This is a genomic window from Aerosakkonema funiforme FACHB-1375 (assembly GCF_014696265.1).
GTDB lineage: Bacteria > Cyanobacteriota > Cyanobacteriia > Cyanobacteriales > Aerosakkonemataceae > Aerosakkonema > Aerosakkonema funiforme_A.
Genome location: NZ_JACJPW010000005.1, coordinates 64,041 through 85,836, shown reverse-complemented (window position 1 = coordinate 85,836; position 21,796 = coordinate 64,041). Strand labels below are relative to the sequence as shown.

Genomic DNA, 21,796 nt, shown 5'->3' with positions numbered 1-21,796 from the left:
CAGCAAATACAAAAATTAGACCCGTCCCCGCAGGAATTGAGCCATTTCGTTCGGGGTCGGAGACCTTTCCAAAGCTTCCTCTTCCGTGATCCGGCCTTCCTGATAGAGAGCCAAAAGAGCTTGGTTCATCGTCTGCATACCGTCAAATTTAGATTTGAGCATAACTCCAGTGATTTCCTCATATTTGCCCTGGATGATGTACTCTTTGATCGCATCTGTGTTGATCAGAATGTCGTGGTAAGCTGCACGCTTGCCATCGGTGGTTTTACACAAACCCTGAGCAACTACGGCTACCAGGGATTCGGCGATCGCCACTTTCATGGAATTCTGTTCTTCTGCCGAGTATAGGTTGAGAATCCGTTCAATTGTTTTTACAGCACTGTTGGTATGTAGCGTCCCTGCTACTAAGTGACCCGTTTGTGCAGCTTTAAGCGCCGTGTTAACGGTTTCTTTATCCCGCATTTCCCCTACCAGAATCAAATCCGGGTCTTCCCGCAAAGCCGCTTTCAATGCGTTATCAAATTTTCGGGTATGCTGTCCTACCTCCCGGTGCTTAATTAGAGATTTGCGACTGACGTGGACAAATTCTATGGGGTCTTCGATAGTGATGATGTGCTTGGCCATATTCTTGTTAATGTAATCGATCATGGCCGCCATCGTTGTGGACTTACCAGAACCTGTTGGCCCCGTCACCAAGATTAGACCCTTGTGGTAATGGCAAATATCTTTAAACACTGGAGGCAAGTTTAATTGCTCCATGCTCAAGATATTGTTTGGAATCAAGCGCATCACCATCGCTGGGCCTCTCATAGTACCGAAAACGTTGATGCGGGCCCGCGAGAATTCGTACTGCGTTACTCCATCAAAGTCCAGATGTTCTTCAAATTTTTGAATTTCCTCGTCGCTCATCACCTCCTGCATCCAACTCATAAAAGTTGGGTAATCGACTTCGGGGTATTCCGCGAGAATGATGTCGCCGCGCTTGCGAAAGCGCGGTGCTTCGCCTACACCGACGTGGATATCAGAGATGCCGTTGTCAAAAGCATACCTGACAACTTCTGCTAGAGTTGGCTGCCCTGGCGATCGACCGTTACTCCCCCCTGGTGTCCGTCCGCCAGCGGATGCTGGCGGTGCTGCGGGTGCAGCAGCAGGTGGAGCGGGAGGCTGCTGTCTTGGCGGAGCAGACGGCGCAGCAGGAGGCGCTGGTGGTGCGCCTGCGGCTGTTGGGAAGGGCGGTGGTGGAGCTGCACCCGGAGTCCTTGCCACAGTCGGTGGTGCCCCTGTACTCGGAGGCCGAGAAGTTGTAGGTGGCATACCCGTGCGAGCGGTGTTGGGCATGGCTACAGTTTCTTCTGTTGGTCGCTGAGTTGCTCCCGCAGATGTTTCCGGTCCTGGCATTCGTCTAGCAGGTGGTGGCCCGGGTGGCATCCCCGGTGGCATCCCACGAGAACCGGGTGGAGGTGGCATGGGGGGGCGCTGTGAGTCTGTCATAGGTTTAGTGCTTTACGACGCTATGAAATTTTTCTGGCGATAGAGCGGACACACTTCTATCTCTCTTAAGTTTTCCCATAATTTGGTCCTGTGCATCAGTTTCGTGAAAATATCCGCTAAAATTACAAAAACTAGCTTTTTACAACTTAACTCCCTTCTTAGCCGCCTGGATTACCATTTGTGCGGTTGTGTGTCTGCCATTACAAGCTTATCCTCTGGCTGAGCCGTTAGCTTACGACTGCTACCTCAGTATTAAGCCCCAAGCTCAAAAACAAAGTTAGCTTTGTTTTGGCAGTAGGTATTCCTCTTGTGTTCCTTTGATTTTGCAACAGTTTTCCAGTTTTTTGCAAAACTGATGACAAAATTATGAGAACCACAGCCGGAACTAATAAGAAATATTAAGGAGTTTAGCAGTATGTTCGCAGATTAAGTTTTACTGCCCTTCGCATAATACCTACATCCAAAGACATAGGTTATAGAACAGTTTTTGCCTAAGAGTTACCTCTTTAGGCAGACATACAATGCGAAAATTTACTCAGATTCTAGTAACGCCAAGAAAACTAATAAAATGTAAAGTTTATTAAAAAAAATATTCATCTTAACCAAAAGTTTATATATACTAAAAACCACCGAGCTATCAGTCGGAAGTAATAATCCGAATTTTACGTAAATCAGATTTTTTCCTGAATAAGGAAGGAGGAATGAGTATGACACTAGCAAAAAGCCAGAATTTAACCACGAGCTATGCCTTTTCTACAATCAAAAGCTTTTTAATCTGGACGTTCACCCTCTCAGTTTGCTTACTGGTAGTCGGTTTTCCGATTGTGATGCTAATGGTTGTTGTAGGTTCTCTGCTATCGATCGCGCTGCAATCGGTGATGCCAGTTAGCGCTGTGTTACTCGTAGCGGGCGGTTTAATTGGCGCTAATGTTCTAGCAGTTATGGCAGGCGCAGCTATGCTTTCCCTTAAAGGCGTTCATCCTCACGAAGTCAAATGGTTAAATTGGTTGCGTGGAGAGGAAAATCTGCGTCACAGTTCTGTTTATGCCGCCTGCCCTTTAACGTGCGACATCAATATAAAGTAAAGGCCCACTGTTAGCCGTTATTTTAAACGGTTATAAGGCCCGGTAACACCGGGTTTTTTCCTGTGTAGGTAGCTCTGGCAAGCAGTATATATAAATCTTATGGCTTGAAATAAGTTAAAAAAGAAAAAATTTGATTTTTTTCACTGATAGACTGGAGTAGCTAAGCAAATTCTTTCATTTTCGACTTTTTGAGAAATTCCATAAAATTTATTTCGTAATTGGTAACTGTTTGTAGATTTAAGAAAATATATTTAGCGTTTTAGCCTTCGTTACATTCGCTACAACCCCTATATCTGCTACCAACCTATTCTTTTATCCACCCAGCGCCCCTCAAATATAAAAATCCGGATTTCTTCGGAGATGGCTGTACGATGGTGGCAGACTTGTATTTGCACCTTTGCTATCCACTCGATTTCAATGTCGCAATCACCCTTCAAGATTTGTATTATCGTGGGAACCCGCCCGGAGGCGATTAAACTAGCTTCAGTGATTCAGCGCTTCAAGAGTTCCTCATCTTTTGACACGCGGGTGATTTTGACAGGCCAGCATCGCGAAATGGTGGATCAAGTCATGCAACTGTTTGACCTTCGCGCTGATGGGGATTTAGCAATTATGCAGCCCCAGCAAACCTTAACCGATATTACCTGTCGCAGTTTACAGGGTTTGGAAATGTTATTTAGGAAAATGCAGCCGGATGCGGTCTTAGTGCAGGGAGATACGACCACGGCTTTTGCAGCAACCCTCGCAGCATTCTACCAAAAAATTCCTGTAGGACACGTAGAAGCAGGTTTGCGAACCGACGATATGTTCAACCCCTACCCGGAAGAAGCAAATCGGCGTTTGATTTCTCAAATAACCCAGTTGCATTTTGCACCTACTTCGCAAGCTGTGGATAATCTTCGGCGTTCGGGAGTTGTGGGAGAAATTTACCAGACTGGCAATACTGTGATCGATGCTTTGTTGATGGTGGCGGAACGTCAGCCTGCTTGCGATCTACCCAATTTAGATTGGCAAAAGTACCGGGTACTGCTGGCAACGGTACATCGACGCGAAAATTGGGGGGAACCCTTAAAGGATATTGCGAAAGGATTTCTGCAAATTTTAAATAAATTTCCGGATACAGCTTTGCTGTTGCCCCTGCATCGCAATCCTACTGTGCGAGAACCGCTACAGGCTATGTTAGGTGACCATCCCAGGGTATTTCTGACCGAACCTTTGGATTATGGGGAATTGGTAGGTGCGATTCAGCGCTGTTACTTGCTGTTAACTGATTCTGGCGGACTACAGGAGGAAGCGCCTAGCTTGGGGAAGCCAGTCTTGGTGTTACGGGAAACTACGGAAAGACCGGAAGCGATCGCAGCTGGGACAGCTAAACTGGTGGGAACCAATCCCACTAATATTTTTGCCGTTGCAAGCGAGTTGCTGTCCAACCCCACTGTTTATAAAGCAATGGCAACAGCAATCAATCCCTTTGGGGACGGTCATGCAGCGGAACGGATTTTGCAGATTGTCGAGAATTACTGCCAGAAGGCGGCGGAGAGATCCTGAGAATCCCATCTCTGTATAATACTGTTCCGATTAGGCCAAGCTCTAACTCAAGTAAGTTGGGTTTTCTTAGTTCAACCCAACTTATTAGTTATTTACTTTGTTTTCCCTTTTCCTCTCTTTTTTACTCTATGGAGAGGGCGGCTAGATTACTGGCTTTTACGGTCTCTTCATCTCAGCTTTATAAATTGAGCCAAAAAATACACAATATTACGAAGAATTTGTAAAGATACTGCTTCACTTATAGCACTATTTCGTAAGTGTGGCATAAACTAAGCTCAATAAATGCTAGCGGCCTAATAGTATTTACTGAATTATTTGGGCGTTTATTTAGATTTCCAGAAACTTACGTTCCTGGTACGTACTGACGTGGCAATTTTTAGCGACCAAAAATTTTTTAGGAGGAAAATTTATGTTCCCAAAGATTCTCACAATAGGTGACTCGATCACTCATGGAGTTATTTATAGCGGTAGCGATACAGAGAGCGGGGGATACCGCACCGAACTATACAACTTATTTGGATCTGATAATTTCGACGTAGATTTTGTAGGGCCCCGGTCTAATGGACCAAGTAACATCGATAAAAACCATGCGGGAAATCGCGGCTGGAGAACCGATGAAATCCTCAATGGCAGAGTTTCAGAACCTGAGATTGGCAAACTCGATGATTGGTTGAATACTTATCAGGCGGATGTAGTTCTGCTAACGATTGGCACCAATGATGTGCTACAGAATTATGACCTTGGAAATGCAGACGATCGACTCAAGGAAATAGTCGATAAAATTACTACGAAATTACCTAATTCACATTTGTTTCTAGGCTCTATTCCAAACTCTTATAAATACGCAGACGATCTGCAACAGGTTGCTAATTTTAACTCACAAGCTCTCCAGATTGTAAACAACAAAGTCGCACAAGGAAAAAATGTTACTTATGTCGATATAAACTCCAAGCTAAACCAGAACGATTTAGCCGATCAAATTCACCCGACTCTTGATGGCTATACTAAAATGGGTAATGCTTGGTACGATGCGCTAGTGCCATTTCTCGGTATACAGAAAACCACTCGCGTCCAAGCTGAAAATATGACTCTGACAAACTACATTGTCGAATCGAGGAACAGCTCGGCTTTGGGTCAGAAGGTAATCAGCGTCAATGCAGCTACAAACTCTATTGGAACGGCTTCCTTTCAGTTTTCCGGTTCAGCGAATAAATACGATGTAGTCGTCAGTTATTATGACGAAAACGACGGACAAGGACAGCTAAAATTCAAAGTAGGCGGGAACCAAGTAGATCAATGGACGCTGAACCAAAACTTGGGCAATGCCTCTGCGAATAGCCAAACAAAGTTACGCCGAACAGTTGCCACGGGAATATCCTTAAATCCGGGAACTGCGATCGAAATCCAAGGAACGGCAAACCAGGGCGAGTATGCACGAATAGATTACGTAGAATTTATTCCCTACTCGAACGCAAGCTTCTCTGCCGCTAATATTACACAAGCCAGCGGCACCACGAACACTATTTCTGTTACCTATACAGATGAGGACGGTATAGACTTATCTAGTATCGACAACAACGACATTCGGGTAACTGGGCCAAATAACTTCAACCAACTCGCGACCCTTACAGGAGTTAATCAAAGCAACGGTGCAGTCACCGGCTTTTACCGCATCAACGCTCCGGGAGGTACTTGGGATACAGCCGACAATGGCACTTATACTGTAGTTCTACAAAACAACCAGGTTAAAGATAACAGCAACAACTTCTTCCCTGGCGGAAATTTGGGAAATTTCCAAGTAAATCTGGCTCAGTCTGGCGGAAACATCCGTATGGAAGCTGAGAATATGCAGCGGACAAGCTACCTGATTGAATCAAATACTGCTGCTTCCAACAGTCAGTTAATCAGTTTAGCTTCATCGGGTAGCTCAAGCGGTAAAGTAACGAGCAACTTTAGCGGTGCGAGCGGTATATATGACGTAGTAGTTCGCTACTTTGACGAAAACGATGGACAAGCAAGTGTAAGCGCAAAAATTGGCGGTACTCAAATAGTACAGTGGAGTTTCAACCAAAACTTGGGTAATTCTGGCGCTGTCAGTCAAACGGCAGTGACAAAAACGATCGCTTCTGGACTATTTATCAACCAAGGTGCAGCGATCGAACTTCAAGGCATCGCCAACAGTGGTGAGTTTGCCAGGATAGATTATATCGAATTCCTGGCCGCCGGTACAGCACCTGCGGCCAGTGATGTCAGGGCCCCGACAGCAACGTTATCTGCCACAAACATCACAAATACCAGCAATAGTGCCTACACTTTCACAGTTACTTACACTGATGACCAAGCTGTCGATATTTCCAGTTTGGATAGCAGCGACTTGCGCGTCACTGGCCCAAACGGTTTTAATCAGTTGGCAACTTTTGTCAGCCTTGACAGCAACACCAATGGCGCTATCCGCACTGCTACTTACAGTCTTAATCCTCTCGGTGGCAGTTGGGATGCCTTAGATAACGGCAATTACACTGTAGCTTTGCAAGCAAACCAAGTTAAAGATACTAGCGGCAACTTTATTAGTGGCGGAAATCTAGGTACATTTCAAGTGAGCGTACCTCAGTCTAACGGAACTGTCCGTATAGAAGCTGAGAGTATGCAGCTGACTAACTACCTGGTAGAGTCAAATACCGCTGCTTCCAGCAGCAAGGCAATCGGTCTTCCGAAAAGCGGGGCTACTTCTGGCATCGCCAGCACAACCTTTACGGGTGTCAGTGGCAGTTATGATGTATTTCTCCGGTATTTTGACGAAAATGACGGACAAGCACAGTTGACAACTTCGATCGCAGGTACTCAAATAGACCAACGTACCCTCAACCAAAATTTGGGTAGTGCTAGTCCCGATAACCAATCTGCCGTCACTCAAAAGATTGCTACGGCTTTATCCATTAACCAAGGCGCAACAATTCAAATCCAAGGACTAGCAAACCAAGCTGAGTATGCGCGGGTCGATTACATCGAATTTATTCCTGTACAGCAAGCACCGCTCACCGTAATTAATGGTACTGATTCTGCGGATATCCTGACAGGAAACTCTGAAAATAATACCATTAATGGTTTTGCAGGTAATGATACCCTAACTGGTGGTGCTGGCAATGACAGTTTGAATGGGGGTAGCGGTGCAGATTTGTTCGTATTAGCACAAGAACAAGGAACTGATACCATTAGTGACTTTACAGATAGTCAAGATGTTCTGGGATTATCGGGTGGATTGACGTTCCAGCAACTTTCTATTATCCAAGGTACTGATGTTAACTGGAACAATACTTTAGTTAAAATTACAAGTACTGATGAGCTTCTAGCAACTCTCAATGGGATTCAAGCTACCAGCATCACGGTAAATGATTTCACTGTTGTTTAGGAGTTGAGCCATTAACTTAACCATCAGGTAATAAGCAGATTTTTGCTTCATTTACCTCATTTTTTTTACACCCTACAAAAAAGCCCCCACAGTGGGGGCTTTTTTAATTTTACACACTTCAAATTTGCGCGATATTAATCGCCAATTTCAGGTGCAATCGCCACAGTTTTCAAATTTGTTGGCAGTGTATCAGTTGCTTGTTGTTTTTCAGTCAAACTAGGTACAGAATCTCGAAGTCTTGTCGTCAAAGCCACTGTAGTAGCATCATACATTTGAGTCAGCATTTTGGGATAGAAACCAATGCCAATAATCGGCACCAAAAGAGCAGTAATAATGAACACTTCTCGCGGTTCCGCATCGACCAAAGCCTCGTGTTCCACTAACTCTTTGTTTTCCGGGCCGTAGAAAATTTCCCGCAGCATAGACAGCAGATAAATTGGCGTCAAAATTACACCAACTGCGGCCAAGAATACGATCACCACCTTGAAAGTGGAATTATAAGCATCGCTGGTCGCAAAGCCAATAAATACCATCAACTCTGCCACAAAACCGCTCATTCCCGGTAGCGCCAAAGATGCCAGAGAACAAGCAGTCCACATAGAGAAAATCTTCCGCATTTTCTGACCGACGCCGCCCATTTCATCTAACATCAGGGTGTGCGTGCGATCGTATGTCGCCCCCACCAAGAAGAACAAACTAGCGCCGATCAAACCGTGGGAAACCATTTGCAAAACGGCACCACTTAAGCCCAAATTAGTAAAAGAAGCCATACCGATCGTCACAAATCCCATATGAGATATTGACGAATAGGCAATCTTGCGCTTCAAATTCCTCTGGGCAAAAGAAGTTAGCGCCGCGTAGATAATATTGACAACCCCTAAAACCACCAAAGCCGGGGCAAACACCACATGGGCGTCGGGAAGAATGCCCACATTCATCCGCAGCAGGGCGTATCCACCCATTTTCAGGAGAATACCAGCCAGCAACATATGCACTGGCGCGGTTGCTTCACCGTGGGCATCCGGTAGCCAGGTATGGAAAGGAATAATGGGAAGTTTGACAGCGTAGGCAATAAAGAACGCGGCATACATCCACAATTGGAAATTGAGGGCGAAGTCCTTAGCGGCGAGAGCTCTCATATCGAAAGTTACTTTATCGCCGTAAAAGGCCATCGCCAGCGCTGCCACTAAAATAAACAGCGAACCACCAGCGGTGTAAAGGATAAATTTAGTAGCCGCATAGAGACGTTTCTTGCCGCCCCAAATCGCCAGTAGCAGATAAACAGGAATCAATTCCAGTTCCCACACCAGGAAAAACAGCAGCATATCCTGAACGGCAAACACGGCGATTTGACCGCCGTACATCGCCAGTATCAAGAAGTAAAACAGCTTTGGTTTCAAAGTAACCGGCCACGCTGCCAAAGTTGCCAGCGTGGTCATGAAGCCTGTGAGAATGATCAGGGGCATGGATAGACCATCCGCACCTACCGACCAATTCAAGTCGAGTTGAGGCACCCAGGCATAGCTTTCTGCCAGTTGCAGACCGGGCTCGGATAAATCGTACCCGGTGTAGAAAGCGTAAACAATCAGTGCAAAATCAATCAGCCCTACAATCAGCGCATACCAACGCACCGTCTTGCCGTCTTTGTCAGGCAAGATGGGGATGAGAAGGGACGCCGCAATGGGGAATAAGATTATGGTTGTCAGCCAAGGAAAATTAGCTGTATTCATTGCCACTCAAGTTTGGAAATACCGAGTCTGGAAGAATGATGAGTTTGGAGTTGAGTAGGTACACCGCAGTGTCCTGCCCGTACCATTTTGAGTTGTAAACAGGCAGATAAGTATATTTCTTTGGATTTAATTCCAAAGTGTGTCCTCAAAACTACTCCTCCACTCAAAACTAAAATAGGGCGGTCGATCGAAATGTTACTGCTGTAAAGCTGACATTGCGATCGCACCCGCCCCTAAAAAACCAACCCTACGATCAAGTCACACCAAAGAAAATTACTCCTAAGAGAACTGCGGCAAAGACTATGAGAGCGTAGAATTGAGCGCGGCCCGTTTCAAAATATTTCAGACCTTCACCGCTTAAGAGTGTCACCAAGCCGGTCAAGTTGACCGCACCATCGACGACTTTGAGATCGACTTCCATAACTGCCCTAGCTAAGCGGCGGCTACCTTTAATGAAGAGCAAATCGTAAACTTCGTCAAAGTACCACTTGTTCTTGGACAGTTTGTAGAGAGAGGGGATTTTGGCAGCGATCTCACTCGGATCGATCTTAGCCAGCAAGTACATCAAAGTAGCTACCGTTATCCCAATTAAGGATATCCCCACAGAAGTACCCGCCATCACCAGAAATTCCGACAAACTTTCGTGTCCGGCTTCTGCGTGTAACTCTGTAGCTAATTCAGTCGCCGGATGGATGAATTCCTCAAAGTAATTGCCAAAAGGCGTTCCCACCAAACCAATCAGTATAGAAGGAACTGCCAAAACCATCAGCGGCAGAGTCATCGTGATGGGTGACTCGTGCGGTTTATCGCTGTGGTGATGACCTTCGTGTGATTCGCCGTCATCGTGACCGTGAGCTGCTGCGACAGTCAGTTCTTGGGGATTCATGGCACCTGGGCCAAAAGCCAAGCCCTGACTTTGTAAAACTTCTGCTTTAATCTTGTTGCGGACATTCTCATCTTTACCTCGGAATTTACCTTCAAAGGTGGTGAAATACATCCGAAACATATAAAAAGCAGTTATCCCAGCAGTCAACCAGCCGATCGCCCACAGAACTGGATTAGCTTGGAAAGTAGAACCCAGAATTTCGTCTTTTGACCAAAAACCTGCAAAAGGCGGGATACCGGAAATCGCCAAAGTGCCGATCAAAAAGGTAATCGCAGTAATGGGCATATATTTCCGCAGACCGCCCATCATCCGCATATCTTGAGCGTAAGCCGGATCGTGACCGACGACTGCTTCCATACCGTGAATCACCGACCCAGATCCCAAAAACAGCATCGCTTTGAAGTAAGCGTGAGTTGTCAGGTGAAACAATCCAGCACCGTAAGCACCTACTCCCATCGCCATCACCATATAACCCAACTGGGACATAGTGGAATAGGCGAGACCTTTTTTGATGTCATTTTGGGTAATCGCAGTAGTTGCGCCCACAAAGGCTGTCACTGCACCTGTCCAAGCGATGACATTCATCGCCGACGGTATGCCTTCAAACACCGGGTACATCCGCGCAATCAGGAATACACCAGCGGCGACCATCGTGGCGGCGTGGATGAGGGCGGAGATCGGCGTTGGGCCTTCCATCGCATCCGGTAGCCAAACGTGTAGGGGTACTTGCGCGGATTTGGCGACTGGGCCCATAAATACCAAAATTGCAAATAGCGCCGCCAAACCTGCACTGAGATAACCAGATTCTACAAAAGCTTGTAGATTAGCTCCAATGACATCAAACTCAAAGCTACCGGTCGCCCAGTATAAGCCCAGGATACCCAGAAGCAAACCAAAGTCGCCGACGCGGTTGGTGACAAATGCTTTCTGGCAGGCGTCGGCTGCGGCTTTGCGATCGTACCAAAATCCGATCAGCAAATAGGAACACATCCCGACGAGTTCCCAGAAAATATAAATCTGCACCAAGTTGGAGCTCACCACCAAACCCAACATGGATGAGCTAAACAAGCTCAGATAGGCGTAGAAGCGCACGTAACCTGAGTCGTGAGCCATGTAGCCATCTGTATAGACCATGACCAGGAAGGCTACGGTGGTCACGACGACCAACATTAGGGCTGTCAGATGGTCGATCGTATAGCCCATTGTGAGGTGGAAATTACCAGCTGCTGCCCATTCCAGGGTACGGGTGTAGGGTTCGTGGCCTTGAAATTGACTCCAGAACAAGGCAAAGGACAAAACCATTGCCGCGCCTAGCATAGATACCACAAACACGGCATTTAACTGCCGCAGCTGGTTAGTAAATTTGTTAAATGAAATCAGGCCGATGCCGACTAACATAGCCGCTAACAACGGCAGGACGGGTATTACCCAAGCATACTGATAGATCGGTTCCATCACAGATGTCTACTTTAAAGTTGTTCTCTCTAGTTGGCAAAACCGTTAATAATTGTGGCACACGCAGGATTGGTTCATCTCTGCCACGAGTTAGGCCAAATCTTAAAAAAACCTAGTTTTTTGGGATGTCCGAGTCGCAGTCATGAAATTTTTGCTTCAAAAAAGCCCGCTTTTCGCATTAGTTATGCAATCGGTTACCATGACCGAAAAATATCCCACCCTAATATACCAGGGTGGGATATTTTAAATATTTGACTTGCTATCGGGGCAAATTAGGCAGAGAAATGTTGATATTCGATCGGCTGCAACCGTTGCTGCTTGCTATGCTCTGCACAACCGAGGGAAATCAACTCCAGTACCGCAGAAAGATCGTCCCGATTCCGGAAGCAATCGAAACGATAGGCGATTTCACCATCTACAAATAAAATCAGCGTTGGCAGTGTTGTCAGTCTATAACTGTGAGAAATTTTAAAATTTTCATCAGCGTTAACGTACACTACCTTGACTTTTTCGCCCAATTTTGCTTGAAATCGACTTAATTGGGGGGTAATCAGCTTACACAAACCACACCAGGGAGCTGCAAAATGAACCAGCACCGGAGTGGGAGATTTTAAAACTTCTTGTGAAAACGTCCGCTCGTTAACCGACAACAGCATGATCCCTCAAGCTATGGTTTATATGGGTTTGATATGCAGTTGGGATCATGTTACATCGATTCGGGATCGTCTGACGATAGAGATCGCAAATGGTGACAAAAAATAATTATCGAGAGTGGAAACAGGAGACAGGAAAGGAAGAAAACTTTCTTGCTTTCCCCTTTGATTACTTTATTCCCATCACCAGTTGACACGGGCAGTAGCTTGAATTAGAAGAGGGTGACAATACCACAGTAACAAAACAAAAACACCTACCCCAAGATAGGCTGGACGAATAAATTCTTGCCATTGTAAAGTTTGACGACCTTGGACGATCGCAAGAAAGGGTATTGCAGAGGTACGGGCTTTTACGGCGGCAAATGCTTCGCCGTAGCGAGACAGGAGGCGGCGATCGCCATGCCAGACACCGAATAAATGATGCAAAATCAAACCTATTGATGTAAATAGGGTGAAAGTGGTGCCGATCCAGAGCGTGTGTGCAACGCACCAGATGATTTGTCCTACCATTTGGGGATGCCTGGTGACGCGAATGATACCGCTTTCGTAAAGATGAACTTGGGGTTTCTCGATCGCGGCAATTTCCAACAGGTTAAACGTGGCTGGATAAAGAAACACAAACGAAACTGCCGACAGCAACCATACTAGAGGCTGAACTCCGGGAACGCCCTGTACCTGCCACAATTGCAGTCCATCGTAGCGATGGTTAAAAAAGTAAACGATCGTCGCGACGGCCAGAGGTAGGCTGACGCTGGCAAACAGGATGCGATAAGCTCTGGGCCCAATCATTTTTTCGCCCCACTGCCGCAAAGCAGCCAAACCGCTATGGGCGATCGCAAAACCCAAAAGCAACCCCAGTATTATGAAATGGCTCGAAGTCAGCCAAGCAAATGACATCATATTACTTAAGCAATTCAACTCAAACGGATTCCCGCACAGCTCATGTCAGAGATATTCTCAGTGGAACCGATCCCTTGTTATGTTAATTTCGATTTCAGCAGAGGCATCACAACGGTAAATCGCTATCAGCACCAATTACAACCGGAATATTCATAGTTTTTCGGCCCAAGGCTCCTTACACCTTTCTGGTAAGCCAGTATGTCTGACCTTCCTTTCACACTAGATCAGTTGCGTATTCTCAAAGCGATCGCCGCTGAGGGAAGCTTCAAACGCGCTGCCGACAGTCTTTATGTCTCGCAACCCGCCGTGAGCTTGCAGGTACAAAACTTAGAGCGGCAGTTGGATGTGCCGTTGTTCGACCGAGGGGGCCGACGGGCACAACTCACCGAAGCAGGTCATCTCCTGCTCAGCTATGGCGAAAGAATAATATCACTTTGTGAAGAAACTTGTCGCGCCATAGAAGATCTCCAAAATCTCCAGGGTGGCACTTTGATTGTCGGGGCATCTCAGACAACGGGGACATACTTGCTGCCCCGTATGATCGGCTTGTTCCGACAAAAGTATCCGGATGTGTCAGTACAATTGCACGTTCACTCCACCCGCCGAACTGCCTGGAGTGTGGCAAACGGACAAGTGGATCTCGCCATTATTGGCGGTGAAATTCCTTCCGAACTTGTAGAAGCTTTAGAAATCAAGCCTTACCTAGAAGATGAGTTAGCGTTGATTTTGCCAGTCTTTCATCCTTTAGCAAAAGCCGATATCATCCACAAAGATGACCTTTACAAGTTGCAATTTATAGCTTTAGACTCCCAATCCACTATTCGCAAAGTGATTGACCAGGTGCTGAGCCGTTGCAGCATCGATACTCGCCGTCTGAGAGTGGAAATGGAATTGAACTCGATCGAGGCGATCAAAAATGCAGTGCAGTCAGGTTTGGGAGCGGCTTTTGTCTCTATTTCGGCAATTGAAAAAGAGTTACAGATGGGTATCCTCAGCCGCGCCACAATTGAAGATGTGGTTGTCAAGCGGATGCTGTCGGTGATTTTTAATCCCAATCGTTACCGCTCCAAAGCCGCAGAAGCTTTTAGCACGGAAATTCTCCCTCAGTTTGCCCATCCCGGATGGGGAAAAGAGCTTTTAGAAACACCGTCCCTCACGGGAAATTCCCATAAATTTCCTGCACAAGAAGAGACGAAAACTATCTCCAATAATGGCAGTTGAAGAGACTGGGGACTGGGAAATTTTAAATTTGAGATTTGAGATTTGAGATTGTATTCAATTTCAAATCTGGAATCTGTAGTTTTTAATTCCTGAATCCCCACTAACTAACACTAAATTCCTAATGTATGGAAATCTATTGCACCCGTCCAAACTGCCCCCGCCCGGTCAATGTGTTCTCAGACTTGGACGGCGCACAGGTGTTAATGCTAGCAGCCAATACGGGAACTTTAGACAAAGCACTCCAGGTTGTTCTGGTCAACCGCAAGCGATTAAAATTACTTGGAGGTGATGATGTTTACACACCCAAAACGTTAGAAATCGGTGCTGATGAAGCTGTTGGAATGATAGTAGGAGTTCCCTGGCATATTGACGCCGATCCCAAATCGGACTTTTCCCAGCAGTCGAGAAAGCTTTGGGGTGCTGATGTAAACTGGCGAACAGCCCTAGCCTATGATGCTGTGCGATCGCTAATTGCGGCACTCCAGTTCAATCCTACTCGAACTGGAATACAACAAACCCTATCTTCTTCAAATTTTTCGACAACAGCTGCTTCTGGAATTGTTCGTTTTTTACCATCTGGCGCAGTCTTTCCGCCCTTTATTACAGCAGGTATACGATCTAGCTCAGCAGCGTGGTTTCAGTCTCGAACAAATTGCCGTTGCGATTGACGGTTTGGCAGTAGCTGCCAATTGAAACTTGTTAAAAAGTTTTTTTAGCATTTTATCAAGCTACCAAAGCGTTGCGAAAAATAGATTTTTGTAAACAAATATTGAAGGTATAAAAATCGAGTTAGTTTGCCAAGACTCAATTACGCGATCGCTTCACAATCCGTTACAAAGAGTTTCTGATACGAATTGTTGACAACACATCCGTGGGGTACAGCTCTCAGCGAAAATGGAATAAAAAATCACATCTTTTTTTAGGGATGACCACGGCCTGTGAAAGTGGCTGGAGAAGGGTTGTTTTTCCAATTTAAGTATGCCTTCTCATTTTGTTCTGTAACTCAGCCAACTTGAGTAACGCGGTCAATCCAGTCAAAAAAAGGCACTTCGGTGACGATTTGTTGAAAAATTTATCTAAATCTAAGTCGCGTAAAAACTATCCATCCGGCGAGAGCCCTTTCTTATTATTGAGAAACTAAATGAAAAACCAGACTCCAGCACGAATCATACTAGAATTGACAGCTTCAAACTGGTATTTTTGCTTACAAGTTCTGCAAAGAGCTTTGGAATCAGTTGGATGGATAAGAGCTTTACTGATAGCAGGCGAAAACTCAGATCTGTGTAAGAAAATAGAGCTATTTTGGTCGGAAATAATAGAAGCTTCTTTGGGACTAGAGTATAGTAAATCGGGAGTAGAAGAGCTTTACCCGATGCCCGACAATGAATCTGGTGCATACTGTTATTCATCTGCTACTGAAGCAGAAGCATTGGCTAAAGAAGAATGTAAGGCAGCGGCGATCGTTACTGTAGGATCTTTGGCAGAGCTTTACCAGCTGAGGAATTCTTCCGCTCGCTCTTGGCATAGCACAGTTGTAAATTATCCGGACTCCGAGAATAACCTGCAAACAAACTCTGCCAAAGCAGCTCGCACATGGGGAGAAAAGAAGGGCGAATCTATTCCACCAATACAGCTTGTAAGTCTGCCAGGAGTAGAAGCGAGCGTAATTGTATTATCTAGCGATCTGAATTTATGGATGCAAATAGAGCCAGTAAAAACGCCAGAAAATACTCACCAAAACTGGCAAGTTTCCCTAATTTTCGATCCGCACAAAATAGTCGAATTGCTTGCTATCCCAGCGATCGCAACTGTTCTACCTTACTATTCGGAATTGATGGCGGCGGATCTGACGAACAACAACAGCATTGTCAAACGCTTGTGGCTGCAACTGCTATCATTGCTTCAACCATATCGTGCGATCGCGCCAGCGCAACAAAATCACAGTTCTCATGCTGCCAAGCAAATAGAAAAGCATGAGAACTGGCGAGAAAACACACTTAAACTTGCTTCTAACCCGCAAATGTCGAGTACCTCAGTATTATCTTCGTCATCTTTAGAGAGTGCATCCATACCTGTGCTGCTAGAACCGCTGTTCTGGGAGTCGCCGATCGGAATTCTTTGCGAGAGCTTAGATGGAGGTATTCTCAGAGCAAATCCAGCTTTCGAGAAATTGATAGGTTACACAGAAGCACAATTGCGACGACTGGATTGTCGAGCTATCAGTCATCCTGAAGATTTCGCGGCGGAAGTTAGGTGTATTCAGCAAATAGTCAGGGGAAGTTTACAACGACAAACGCTGCAAAAGCGCTATATTTGCCGAGATGGGACGATTGTCTGGACAGAAGTGACGATATCGCAGATCGATAGCGCCGAAGCAGACGATCGCTACTTACTGGTATTCGTAAAAGATGTAACCTCTATTCAACGAGCGGAACAGGAACTGCAAAAGCGGCGACAGTGGGAAGCGCTGTTGAGCGAAATAGCGGCTACGATCCGCAGTTCGTTCGATTTTCCTAAAATTCTGGAGATTGCGGTCAGACGGCTGCGATCGGTTCTCAATACCGATCGAGTGCTTGCCTATCAGTTGCAACCAGACCAAAGCGGTGTTTGCGTAGCGGAAGCAGTCGAGCCTGCTTACCCGGTAATTTGGCGGCAAACTTTTTCACCGGAAACAATTCCCACAAGCTATCTAAAAGCTTACAGTCAAGGTCGCCTCTGGCATACAGCAGATATCTATGCAGAAGCATTATCTGTCTGCCATCAGCAAATGCTGGAAGCGATGAAGGTACGCAGTATGATGGCGGTACCAATTCAACGCCCAGATGACGAGTTACAGGAAGAAGGATCGCGCCCTCTGTGGGGTTTAATATTTGTTCATCATTGCCGTACCCCCCGACAGTGGACGCCAGACGAACAACAGCTAGTGCAGGCAGTTGCCAATCAGGTGGCCATTGCTTTTGAGCAGTCGCTGAGAGTCCAGCAACTGCAAGCATATACTAAAGAATTGGAAGAACGGGTGAAAGAGCGGACTCGTTCGTTGGAAAGATCTCTGCAATTTGAGCAACTGATTCGCAACCTAACTAAAGTGCTACATCAGGTGGATCTTGATGAAAACCAAATGCTGGAAGTTGCTGTGGAAGGTTTAGTAAAAACGCTGGGAGTTGCAGGTGGTTACGGATGTCTTTTTAACAGAAACAACGGTGTGCTGGAGGTGCGTTACGAATATTTGAGGAAGGCAGAGATTTACAGCTTTACTTCTCACACGTTCGGCGAAAAGCAGGAAAAAAACCAGCAAAACTCTCCCATAACTAGCGGCTCTTTGCTAGGGGTGTGCTTGTCGCTAGAGGATTTGCCTGAAAGTAGCCGCAATGGGCTTTTAGCTGGAAAAAGCTGTTTTATAAGTAATCAATTACAAAAGTCGATCGCGCGGGGCGAGAGCGAAACTTTAGCGATCGTGCCTATTTTTGATGCACTGGGCTTAATTGGCGCTATTTGTCTGCGTGCGGGTAGAAGTGAAGCAGCGGCTACTACTGAGCGTCAATTGGAGGCAGATGAAATTCAGCTGGTCGAGCAAGTGGCGAGTCAATGCGCGATCGCGATCGACAGATCCCGCACTTGGCGATGCTTGCAAGCACAAAACCAGGAACTGGCAACCCTCAATCGCGTCAAAGGAGAACTGATTGCCAACACCAGTCACGAGCTGCGGACACCCTTAACCGCTATTCTCGGTTTTTCAAGTGTCCTCATTCAAGAATGCTTTGGCACACTTAATAGCAAACAGAAAGAATATGTGGAACGAATCAACACCAGCGGTCAACACCTGCTGGCGCTGATCAACGATATTCTCGATCTTTCTCGCATTGAGGCAGGTCGCTTGGAACTGGAACCGCAAGTAGTTTTTATCGCCGAAGTAGTCGAAAGCGCGATCGACTTGATCCGGGAGCGAGCCCAGGAACAAGGTTTGACTCTGGAAGTAGAGCTAGATCCTGACTTAGAGTACTGCGTGGCCGATCCCAGACGCCTCAAACAAATGCTGTTGAATTTACTCATCAATGCGATTAAATTTACCCCAGCGGGAAAAGTCGGTCTAAAAGTCTATCGTTCTCACCTTTTATCGGAAAGCGGCTCTACGGACAAGATTAATTTTCTCGTTTGGGATAACGGTATCGGCATCGATTTGGAAGATCAAGGGAAACTTTTTTCTCCTTTTTCGCAAATTGATAGTTCTCTATCGCGTCGGTATCCGGGAACTGGGTTAGGATTGGCGATCGTGCGGAAATTGGCAGAACTCCACGGAGGGTCGATTACCCTAGAATCTCGTAAGGGGCAGGGGGCACGCTTCACCCTGTCTTTGCCCCTGCTTTCCGCTTCCGAATAACAATCTCGGTTTTTTTAGCGACGTAGTGCCGTATCGGTGGGCAAACAGATCAGATTGTCGTCTTGGGTATGAATTAATCCCCTCTGGCGTAACTTGCCCATTAAGCGAGTTACTGTCACGCGAGTCGAACCGATCGCGCTGCCAATTTGGGCGTGGGTGAGAGTCCAGGGAAGAGAGTACCCTTGCTCGCAGGGTTCGCCAAATTCCTCAATCAAGAGGGTGAGAAATCCTAACAGACGATCGATCGTGCGGCGCTGTCCGAGAGTACTCAGCCACAGTAGCTTGCGCTGGTGCTGGTAGCGAAACGCATCTAAAACTTCGCGCCGGAAGTGGGGCCAGTTGTCTAGGTCGTGCCAGTACATCCACACTACGGCTGTTTGATCTACGTGGGCGTAGCTGTGGAGCGTAAATGGGGACTGAGCTACAATTTCAAATGGTTGTCCGGCACCTACAAAGCCTAAGAAGGCTTCCTCTTGGTTAAGGGTGGAGGCGCGAGAGTTAAGGTTGCGATGGGTGGCGCTCACTTGGGCAACACCTACCATTCGCACAGCACCTCGCTGTACTAAATACAGCAACCCAGGTCGCGCTGGAATTTTTTCGTCTTTGCTGAAAGTGCGACACCGATAATGTTCGTTAGCCCAGTCTAATATTCGCTGCCAGGTTAAAAACGGTCGCGATGCTTCCGGTCGCAGTGTATCTGAGCTTACAGGGTTTGGTTGTATGGAGAGAGACTGTTGCACCATAGGTTGAGAGGCCAAAAAAGGGCTTTAATGGGACGTTTATCGACAGGGTGGTTTTTTGGCAAAACCGAGTCATCGGGCAATATTAAAACTAAATAAGCTTTATAGCATCTTTATAGAAGTTTTACTGTAAATTTAAAGTAATAAAAGATACCTTAGATTTTACTAAATTATCAAGGCTGGGAGTTTGTTATTTGTTATATTTGATGCAAGTTACAACCGTAGATAGATGTAACCGATGTAAAAATATGATGTGGCTCGGTAAACAACTGTGAATGAAGATTTACCGATGATGGATTTTCCTGCGATCGCATATGCGCTGCGGCTCTACTTACAAGAGGCAATGGATTTGCTCAGTCAAAAGCTAGGTATTGCAGATCCTGACATTGGCTTCGATCGGGATGTGCAGGGTTGGAACGCGACAGGAACTTTTGATGTATACCAATTTCAGGATAAAACTCAGATACTTTACGTGTCGCCCATCGCGCTCAGGCTGTCAAAGTTATCGAGAATACCAACTGCGGATTTGGCAGGTGCGATCGTAGATGAACTCTACGGATTAGGGGAAGAGCGTTACCCTGAGATTAAACTTTATTTTACTATTAAAGTCGCAGAGCGAGGCTGGATTCACTGGCATTTGAGCGATTTGGCTATATCAGCGTGGTTGCAGGGTTTGGTTGAGGGTGAGGGGCTAGAAAGTCAAAAGTCAAAAGTCAAAAGTCAAAAGAAAAAGGCCCTTGGGCAGGGGGGCAGAGGAGAAAAAGTTGCCTCTGTACTTAGCACTGAAGGAGTCGCCAATCAGGATTCCGCAATTTTTACGATCCAGTACGCTCATGCTCGCTGTTGCTCGCTGTTGCGTATGGCGCACCGAGAAGGAGCGATCGCGCTGGCAGAAGCCGATGCGGAAATGACTCCGACACACTGGTGCATTGTTTCTCCCAAGCCGATTCCGTGGCTGACAGGTGAGAAAAAACTGCGGTTGATACACCCAGCCGAACGCACTCTGATTTCGTCTTTGTTTGTGTTGCTGGATACTTTGTATTGCCCCTCGTCTTCTGGGCGTGCGATCGATTGGCAGAAAATAGCGCTGGATCTGGGCCAAACATTCGAGACGTTTTATAGCCGATGTCGCATTTGGGGTGAGGTGAAGACAGAAGATCCGCATCTGTCTCAAGCGAGATTGGGCTTGTTCGCAGCTACTCAACCCTTTCTGCGCTTGCTTTTGGAAGACTTTTTAGCTGTGTCGGCCCCACTGGAACTATAAGTTTATTTAGGCAATATCTGCCAAAATGGGGTGATAGTTATCAAAATTTAATATATAGAAAGGGATGACAAAACTAATTCAGCTCTTGTATAGTGACTACTGTGTGAGGAGCGAACCAGTTGGGAGACCGAGACGAAACACGGCCAGTCGTCGGTCTCCTTTCTGATCGAAGGGGTTTTAGAGGATAAATTTTTCAATGGCAGCGACAACGCCATCTTCCTCAACGCTGGGAGCTACCCAATGAGCGATCGCCTGTACGTCGAAAGGGCTATTTGCCATCGCTACACCGACACCGGCGTACTCAAGCATTTCGACATCGTTATAGTTATCTCCAACCGCCATAACGTTGCCAGACTCAAGTCCTAGAATGTCTTCAGCAAGATAACGAACGGCGGTACCTTTGTTCACCCACGGGTTGGTAGCTTCAAAAAAGGTGGCTACGGATTTGGTAAGGTAAAGTTCTGCTGGGGTGTACTGCTGCTTTAATGAACCCAACAAACGCTCGATCGTATCGGTATCGTCGCTGAGTGCTAATACTTTAGTAGGACAAATATCTTCTCCGTTATCTCCTGTGAGCGCTAGGCGCAGGTCGCCTACTGGGATAGGCTCGATCGCAGAACGTTGTGCGTAAATCTCGGTTTCGGGGGTAATTTGACGCACGTAGAGGCGATCGTTGATGTAGAAGTGTACGGAAAGCAGCGATCGCAATTCCGGTTGCTCGAAGTAGTCTAGCAGTTGCAAGGCAATTTTTTTTGCTACTGGCAGATGACGCAGCACTTTTTGCGTGGTTGGGTCTTTAATCAACGCTCCCTGATAAACTATCAGGGGTAGTTGCGAGCCGATGTCTTGATGGAAGCGCAAAGCAGAACGGTACATCCGACCTGTAGCGATCGCAACTTGCACACCTTTTGCTTGTACTGCTTTAATTGCTTGTTTGACCGGTTCGCGAATTTGATTCGACTCGCCTGCGATCGTTCCGTCGATGTCTAAGACCAAGAGTTTTATTTCTCGGTCAATTGCACTTTCCTGCATAGTT

The 21,796-nt window shown here is 46.3% G+C and carries 14 protein-coding genes and 2 pseudogenes; 8 read left to right on the top strand and 8 right to left on the bottom strand.

The annotated features are described in order from the left end of the window. Nucleotides 1-15: 15 nt before the first annotated feature. A complete protein-coding gene (locus H6G03_RS03215; protein ID WP_190462020.1) occupies nt 16-1,491 on the bottom strand; it encodes a type IV pilus twitching motility protein PilT in 1,476 nt (491 codons plus the stop codon). Nucleotides 1,492-2,198: 707 nt separating this feature from the next. Between H6G03_RS03215 and H6G03_RS03210 the strand changes: the two genes are divergently transcribed. The 3 genes from H6G03_RS03210 to H6G03_RS03200 all read left to right on the top strand — a co-directional run bounded on the left by H6G03_RS03210 (nt 2,199) and on the right by H6G03_RS03200 (nt 7,533). Then, nucleotides 2,199-2,576 carry a hypothetical protein gene (locus H6G03_RS03210; protein WP_190462017.1) on the top strand — a complete coding sequence of 126 codons (378 nt, stop codon included), beginning with the start codon at nt 2,199-2,201 and terminating at the stop codon, nt 2,574-2,576. Nucleotides 2,577-2,993: 417 nt separating this feature from the next. Continuing rightward, on the top strand, nt 2,994-4,124 hold the full coding sequence (gene wecB, locus H6G03_RS03205; protein ID WP_190462015.1) for a non-hydrolyzing UDP-N-acetylglucosamine 2-epimerase: 1,131 nt from the start codon (nt 2,994-2,996) through the stop codon (nt 4,122-4,124). Between the two features lie 409 nt (nt 4,125-4,533). Next, on the top strand, nt 4,534-7,533 hold the full coding sequence (locus tag H6G03_RS03200) for a GDSL-type esterase/lipase family protein (protein ID WP_190462013.1): 3,000 nt from the start codon (nt 4,534-4,536) through the stop codon (nt 7,531-7,533). A gap of 134 nt (nt 7,534-7,667) precedes the next feature. Here H6G03_RS03200 and ndhD1 read toward each other — a convergent pair whose 3' ends face one another. From ndhD1 to H6G03_RS03175, 5 genes are all read right to left on the bottom strand, one after another. Next, nucleotides 7,668-9,263, bottom strand: coding sequence for a photosynthetic/respiratory NAD(P)H-quinone oxidoreductase subunit D1 (gene ndhD1 / locus H6G03_RS03195; RefSeq protein ID WP_190462011.1), 1,596 nt, complete (start codon nt 9,261-9,263; stop codon nt 7,668-7,670). Further along, entirely contained in the window at nt 9,260-9,412 is a 153-nt protein-coding gene (locus H6G03_RS03190; protein WP_190462009.1) for a hypothetical protein, read from the bottom strand. Before H6G03_RS03190 ends, ndhD1 begins: the two co-directional genes overlap by 4 nt. Nucleotides 9,413-9,516: 104 nt before the next feature. Further along, on the bottom strand, nt 9,517-11,604 hold the full coding sequence (locus H6G03_RS03185) for an NAD(P)H-quinone oxidoreductase subunit 5 (RefSeq protein WP_190462007.1): 2,088 nt from the start codon (nt 11,602-11,604) through the stop codon (nt 9,517-9,519). 272 nt (nt 11,605-11,876) lie between these two features. Next, nucleotides 11,877-12,260 (bottom strand): thioredoxin family protein, encoded by a 384-nt coding sequence (locus H6G03_RS03180; RefSeq protein ID WP_190462005.1) that lies wholly within the window; start codon nt 12,258-12,260, stop codon nt 11,877-11,879. A gap of 180 nt (nt 12,261-12,440) precedes the next feature. Continuing rightward, a complete protein-coding gene (locus H6G03_RS03175) occupies nt 12,441-13,157 on the bottom strand; it encodes an NnrU family protein (protein WP_190462003.1) in 717 nt (238 codons plus the stop codon). Between the two features lie 198 nt (nt 13,158-13,355). Here H6G03_RS03175 and H6G03_RS03170 point away from each other — a divergent pair, with 198 nt between their 5' ends. The 4 genes and pseudogenes from H6G03_RS03170 to H6G03_RS03160 all read left to right on the top strand — a co-directional run bounded on the left by H6G03_RS03170 (nt 13,356) and on the right by H6G03_RS03160 (nt 18,756). Beyond that, complete coding sequence (locus H6G03_RS03170) at nt 13,356-14,378, top strand: LysR family transcriptional regulator (RefSeq protein WP_242060292.1); 1,023 nt, start codon at nt 13,356-13,358, stop codon at nt 14,376-14,378. A 188-nt stretch (nt 14,379-14,566) separates the two neighbouring features. Further along, nucleotides 14,567-14,959 (top strand): annotated as a pseudogene (locus H6G03_RS03165) (ABC transporter substrate-binding protein); the annotation flags it as partial. Next, nucleotides 14,958-15,068: pseudogene (locus H6G03_RS39675) on the top strand (phosphate ABC transporter substrate-binding protein); the annotation flags it as partial. The pseudogenes H6G03_RS03165 and H6G03_RS39675, both read left to right, overlap by 2 nt. Before the next feature lie 451 nt (nt 15,069-15,519). Further along, a complete protein-coding gene (locus tag H6G03_RS03160; RefSeq protein ID WP_190462000.1) occupies nt 15,520-18,756 on the top strand; it encodes a sensor histidine kinase in 3,237 nt (1,078 codons plus the stop codon). A gap of 14 nt (nt 18,757-18,770) precedes the next feature. Here the strand turns inward: H6G03_RS03160 and H6G03_RS03155 are convergent, their stop codons facing one another. Further along, entirely contained in the window at nt 18,771-19,499 is a 729-nt protein-coding gene (locus H6G03_RS03155; protein WP_190461998.1) for a Crp/Fnr family transcriptional regulator, read from the bottom strand. Between the two features lie 268 nt (nt 19,500-19,767). Here H6G03_RS03155 and H6G03_RS38660 point away from each other — a divergent pair, with 268 nt between their 5' ends. Next, a complete protein-coding gene (locus tag H6G03_RS38660; RefSeq protein ID WP_190461996.1) occupies nt 19,768-20,760 on the top strand; it encodes a DALR anticodon-binding domain-containing protein in 993 nt (330 codons plus the stop codon). A 177-nt stretch (nt 20,761-20,937) separates the two neighbouring features. Here H6G03_RS38660 and H6G03_RS03145 read toward each other — a convergent pair whose 3' ends face one another. Continuing rightward, nucleotides 20,938-21,792, bottom strand: coding sequence for a Cof-type HAD-IIB family hydrolase (locus H6G03_RS03145; protein WP_190461994.1), 855 nt, complete (start codon nt 21,790-21,792; stop codon nt 20,938-20,940). Nucleotides 21,793-21,796 lie beyond the last annotated feature (4 nt).

Bases quoted from the DNA above. Each gene is read 5' to 3' on its own strand.
- H6G03_RS03185 (WP_190462007.1), bottom strand. From the start codon at position 11,604: ATGGAACCGATCTATCAGTATGCTTGGGTAATACCCGTCCTGCCGTTG.
- H6G03_RS03210 (WP_190462017.1), top strand. From the start codon at position 2,199: ATGACACTAGCAAAAAGCCAGAATTTAACCACGAGCTATGCCTTTTCT.
- H6G03_RS03170 (WP_242060292.1), top strand. From the start codon at position 13,356: ATGTCTGACCTTCCTTTCACACTAGATCAGTTGCGTATTCTCAAAGCG.
- H6G03_RS03175 (WP_190462003.1), bottom strand. From the start codon at position 13,157: ATGATGTCATTTGCTTGGCTGACTTCGAGCCATTTCATAATACTGGGG.
- wecB (WP_190462015.1), top strand. From the start codon at position 2,994: ATGTCGCAATCACCCTTCAAGATTTGTATTATCGTGGGAACCCGCCCG.
- H6G03_RS03180 (WP_190462005.1), bottom strand. From the start codon at position 12,260: ATGCTGTTGTCGGTTAACGAGCGGACGTTTTCACAAGAAGTTTTAAAA.
- ndhD1 (WP_190462011.1), bottom strand. From the start codon at position 9,263: ATGAATACAGCTAATTTTCCTTGGCTGACAACCATAATCTTATTCCCC.
- H6G03_RS03160 (WP_190462000.1), top strand. From the start codon at position 15,520: ATGAAAAACCAGACTCCAGCACGAATCATACTAGAATTGACAGCTTCA.
- H6G03_RS03145 (WP_190461994.1), bottom strand. From the start codon at position 21,792: ATGCAGGAAAGTGCAATTGACCGAGAAATAAAACTCTTGGTCTTAGAC.
- H6G03_RS03155 (WP_190461998.1), bottom strand. From the start codon at position 19,499: ATGGTGCAACAGTCTCTCTCCATACAACCAAACCCTGTAAGCTCAGAT.
- H6G03_RS03200 (WP_190462013.1), top strand. From the start codon at position 4,534: ATGTTCCCAAAGATTCTCACAATAGGTGACTCGATCACTCATGGAGTT.
- H6G03_RS03215 (WP_190462020.1), bottom strand. From the start codon at position 1,491: ATGACAGACTCACAGCGCCCCCCCATGCCACCTCCACCCGGTTCTCGT.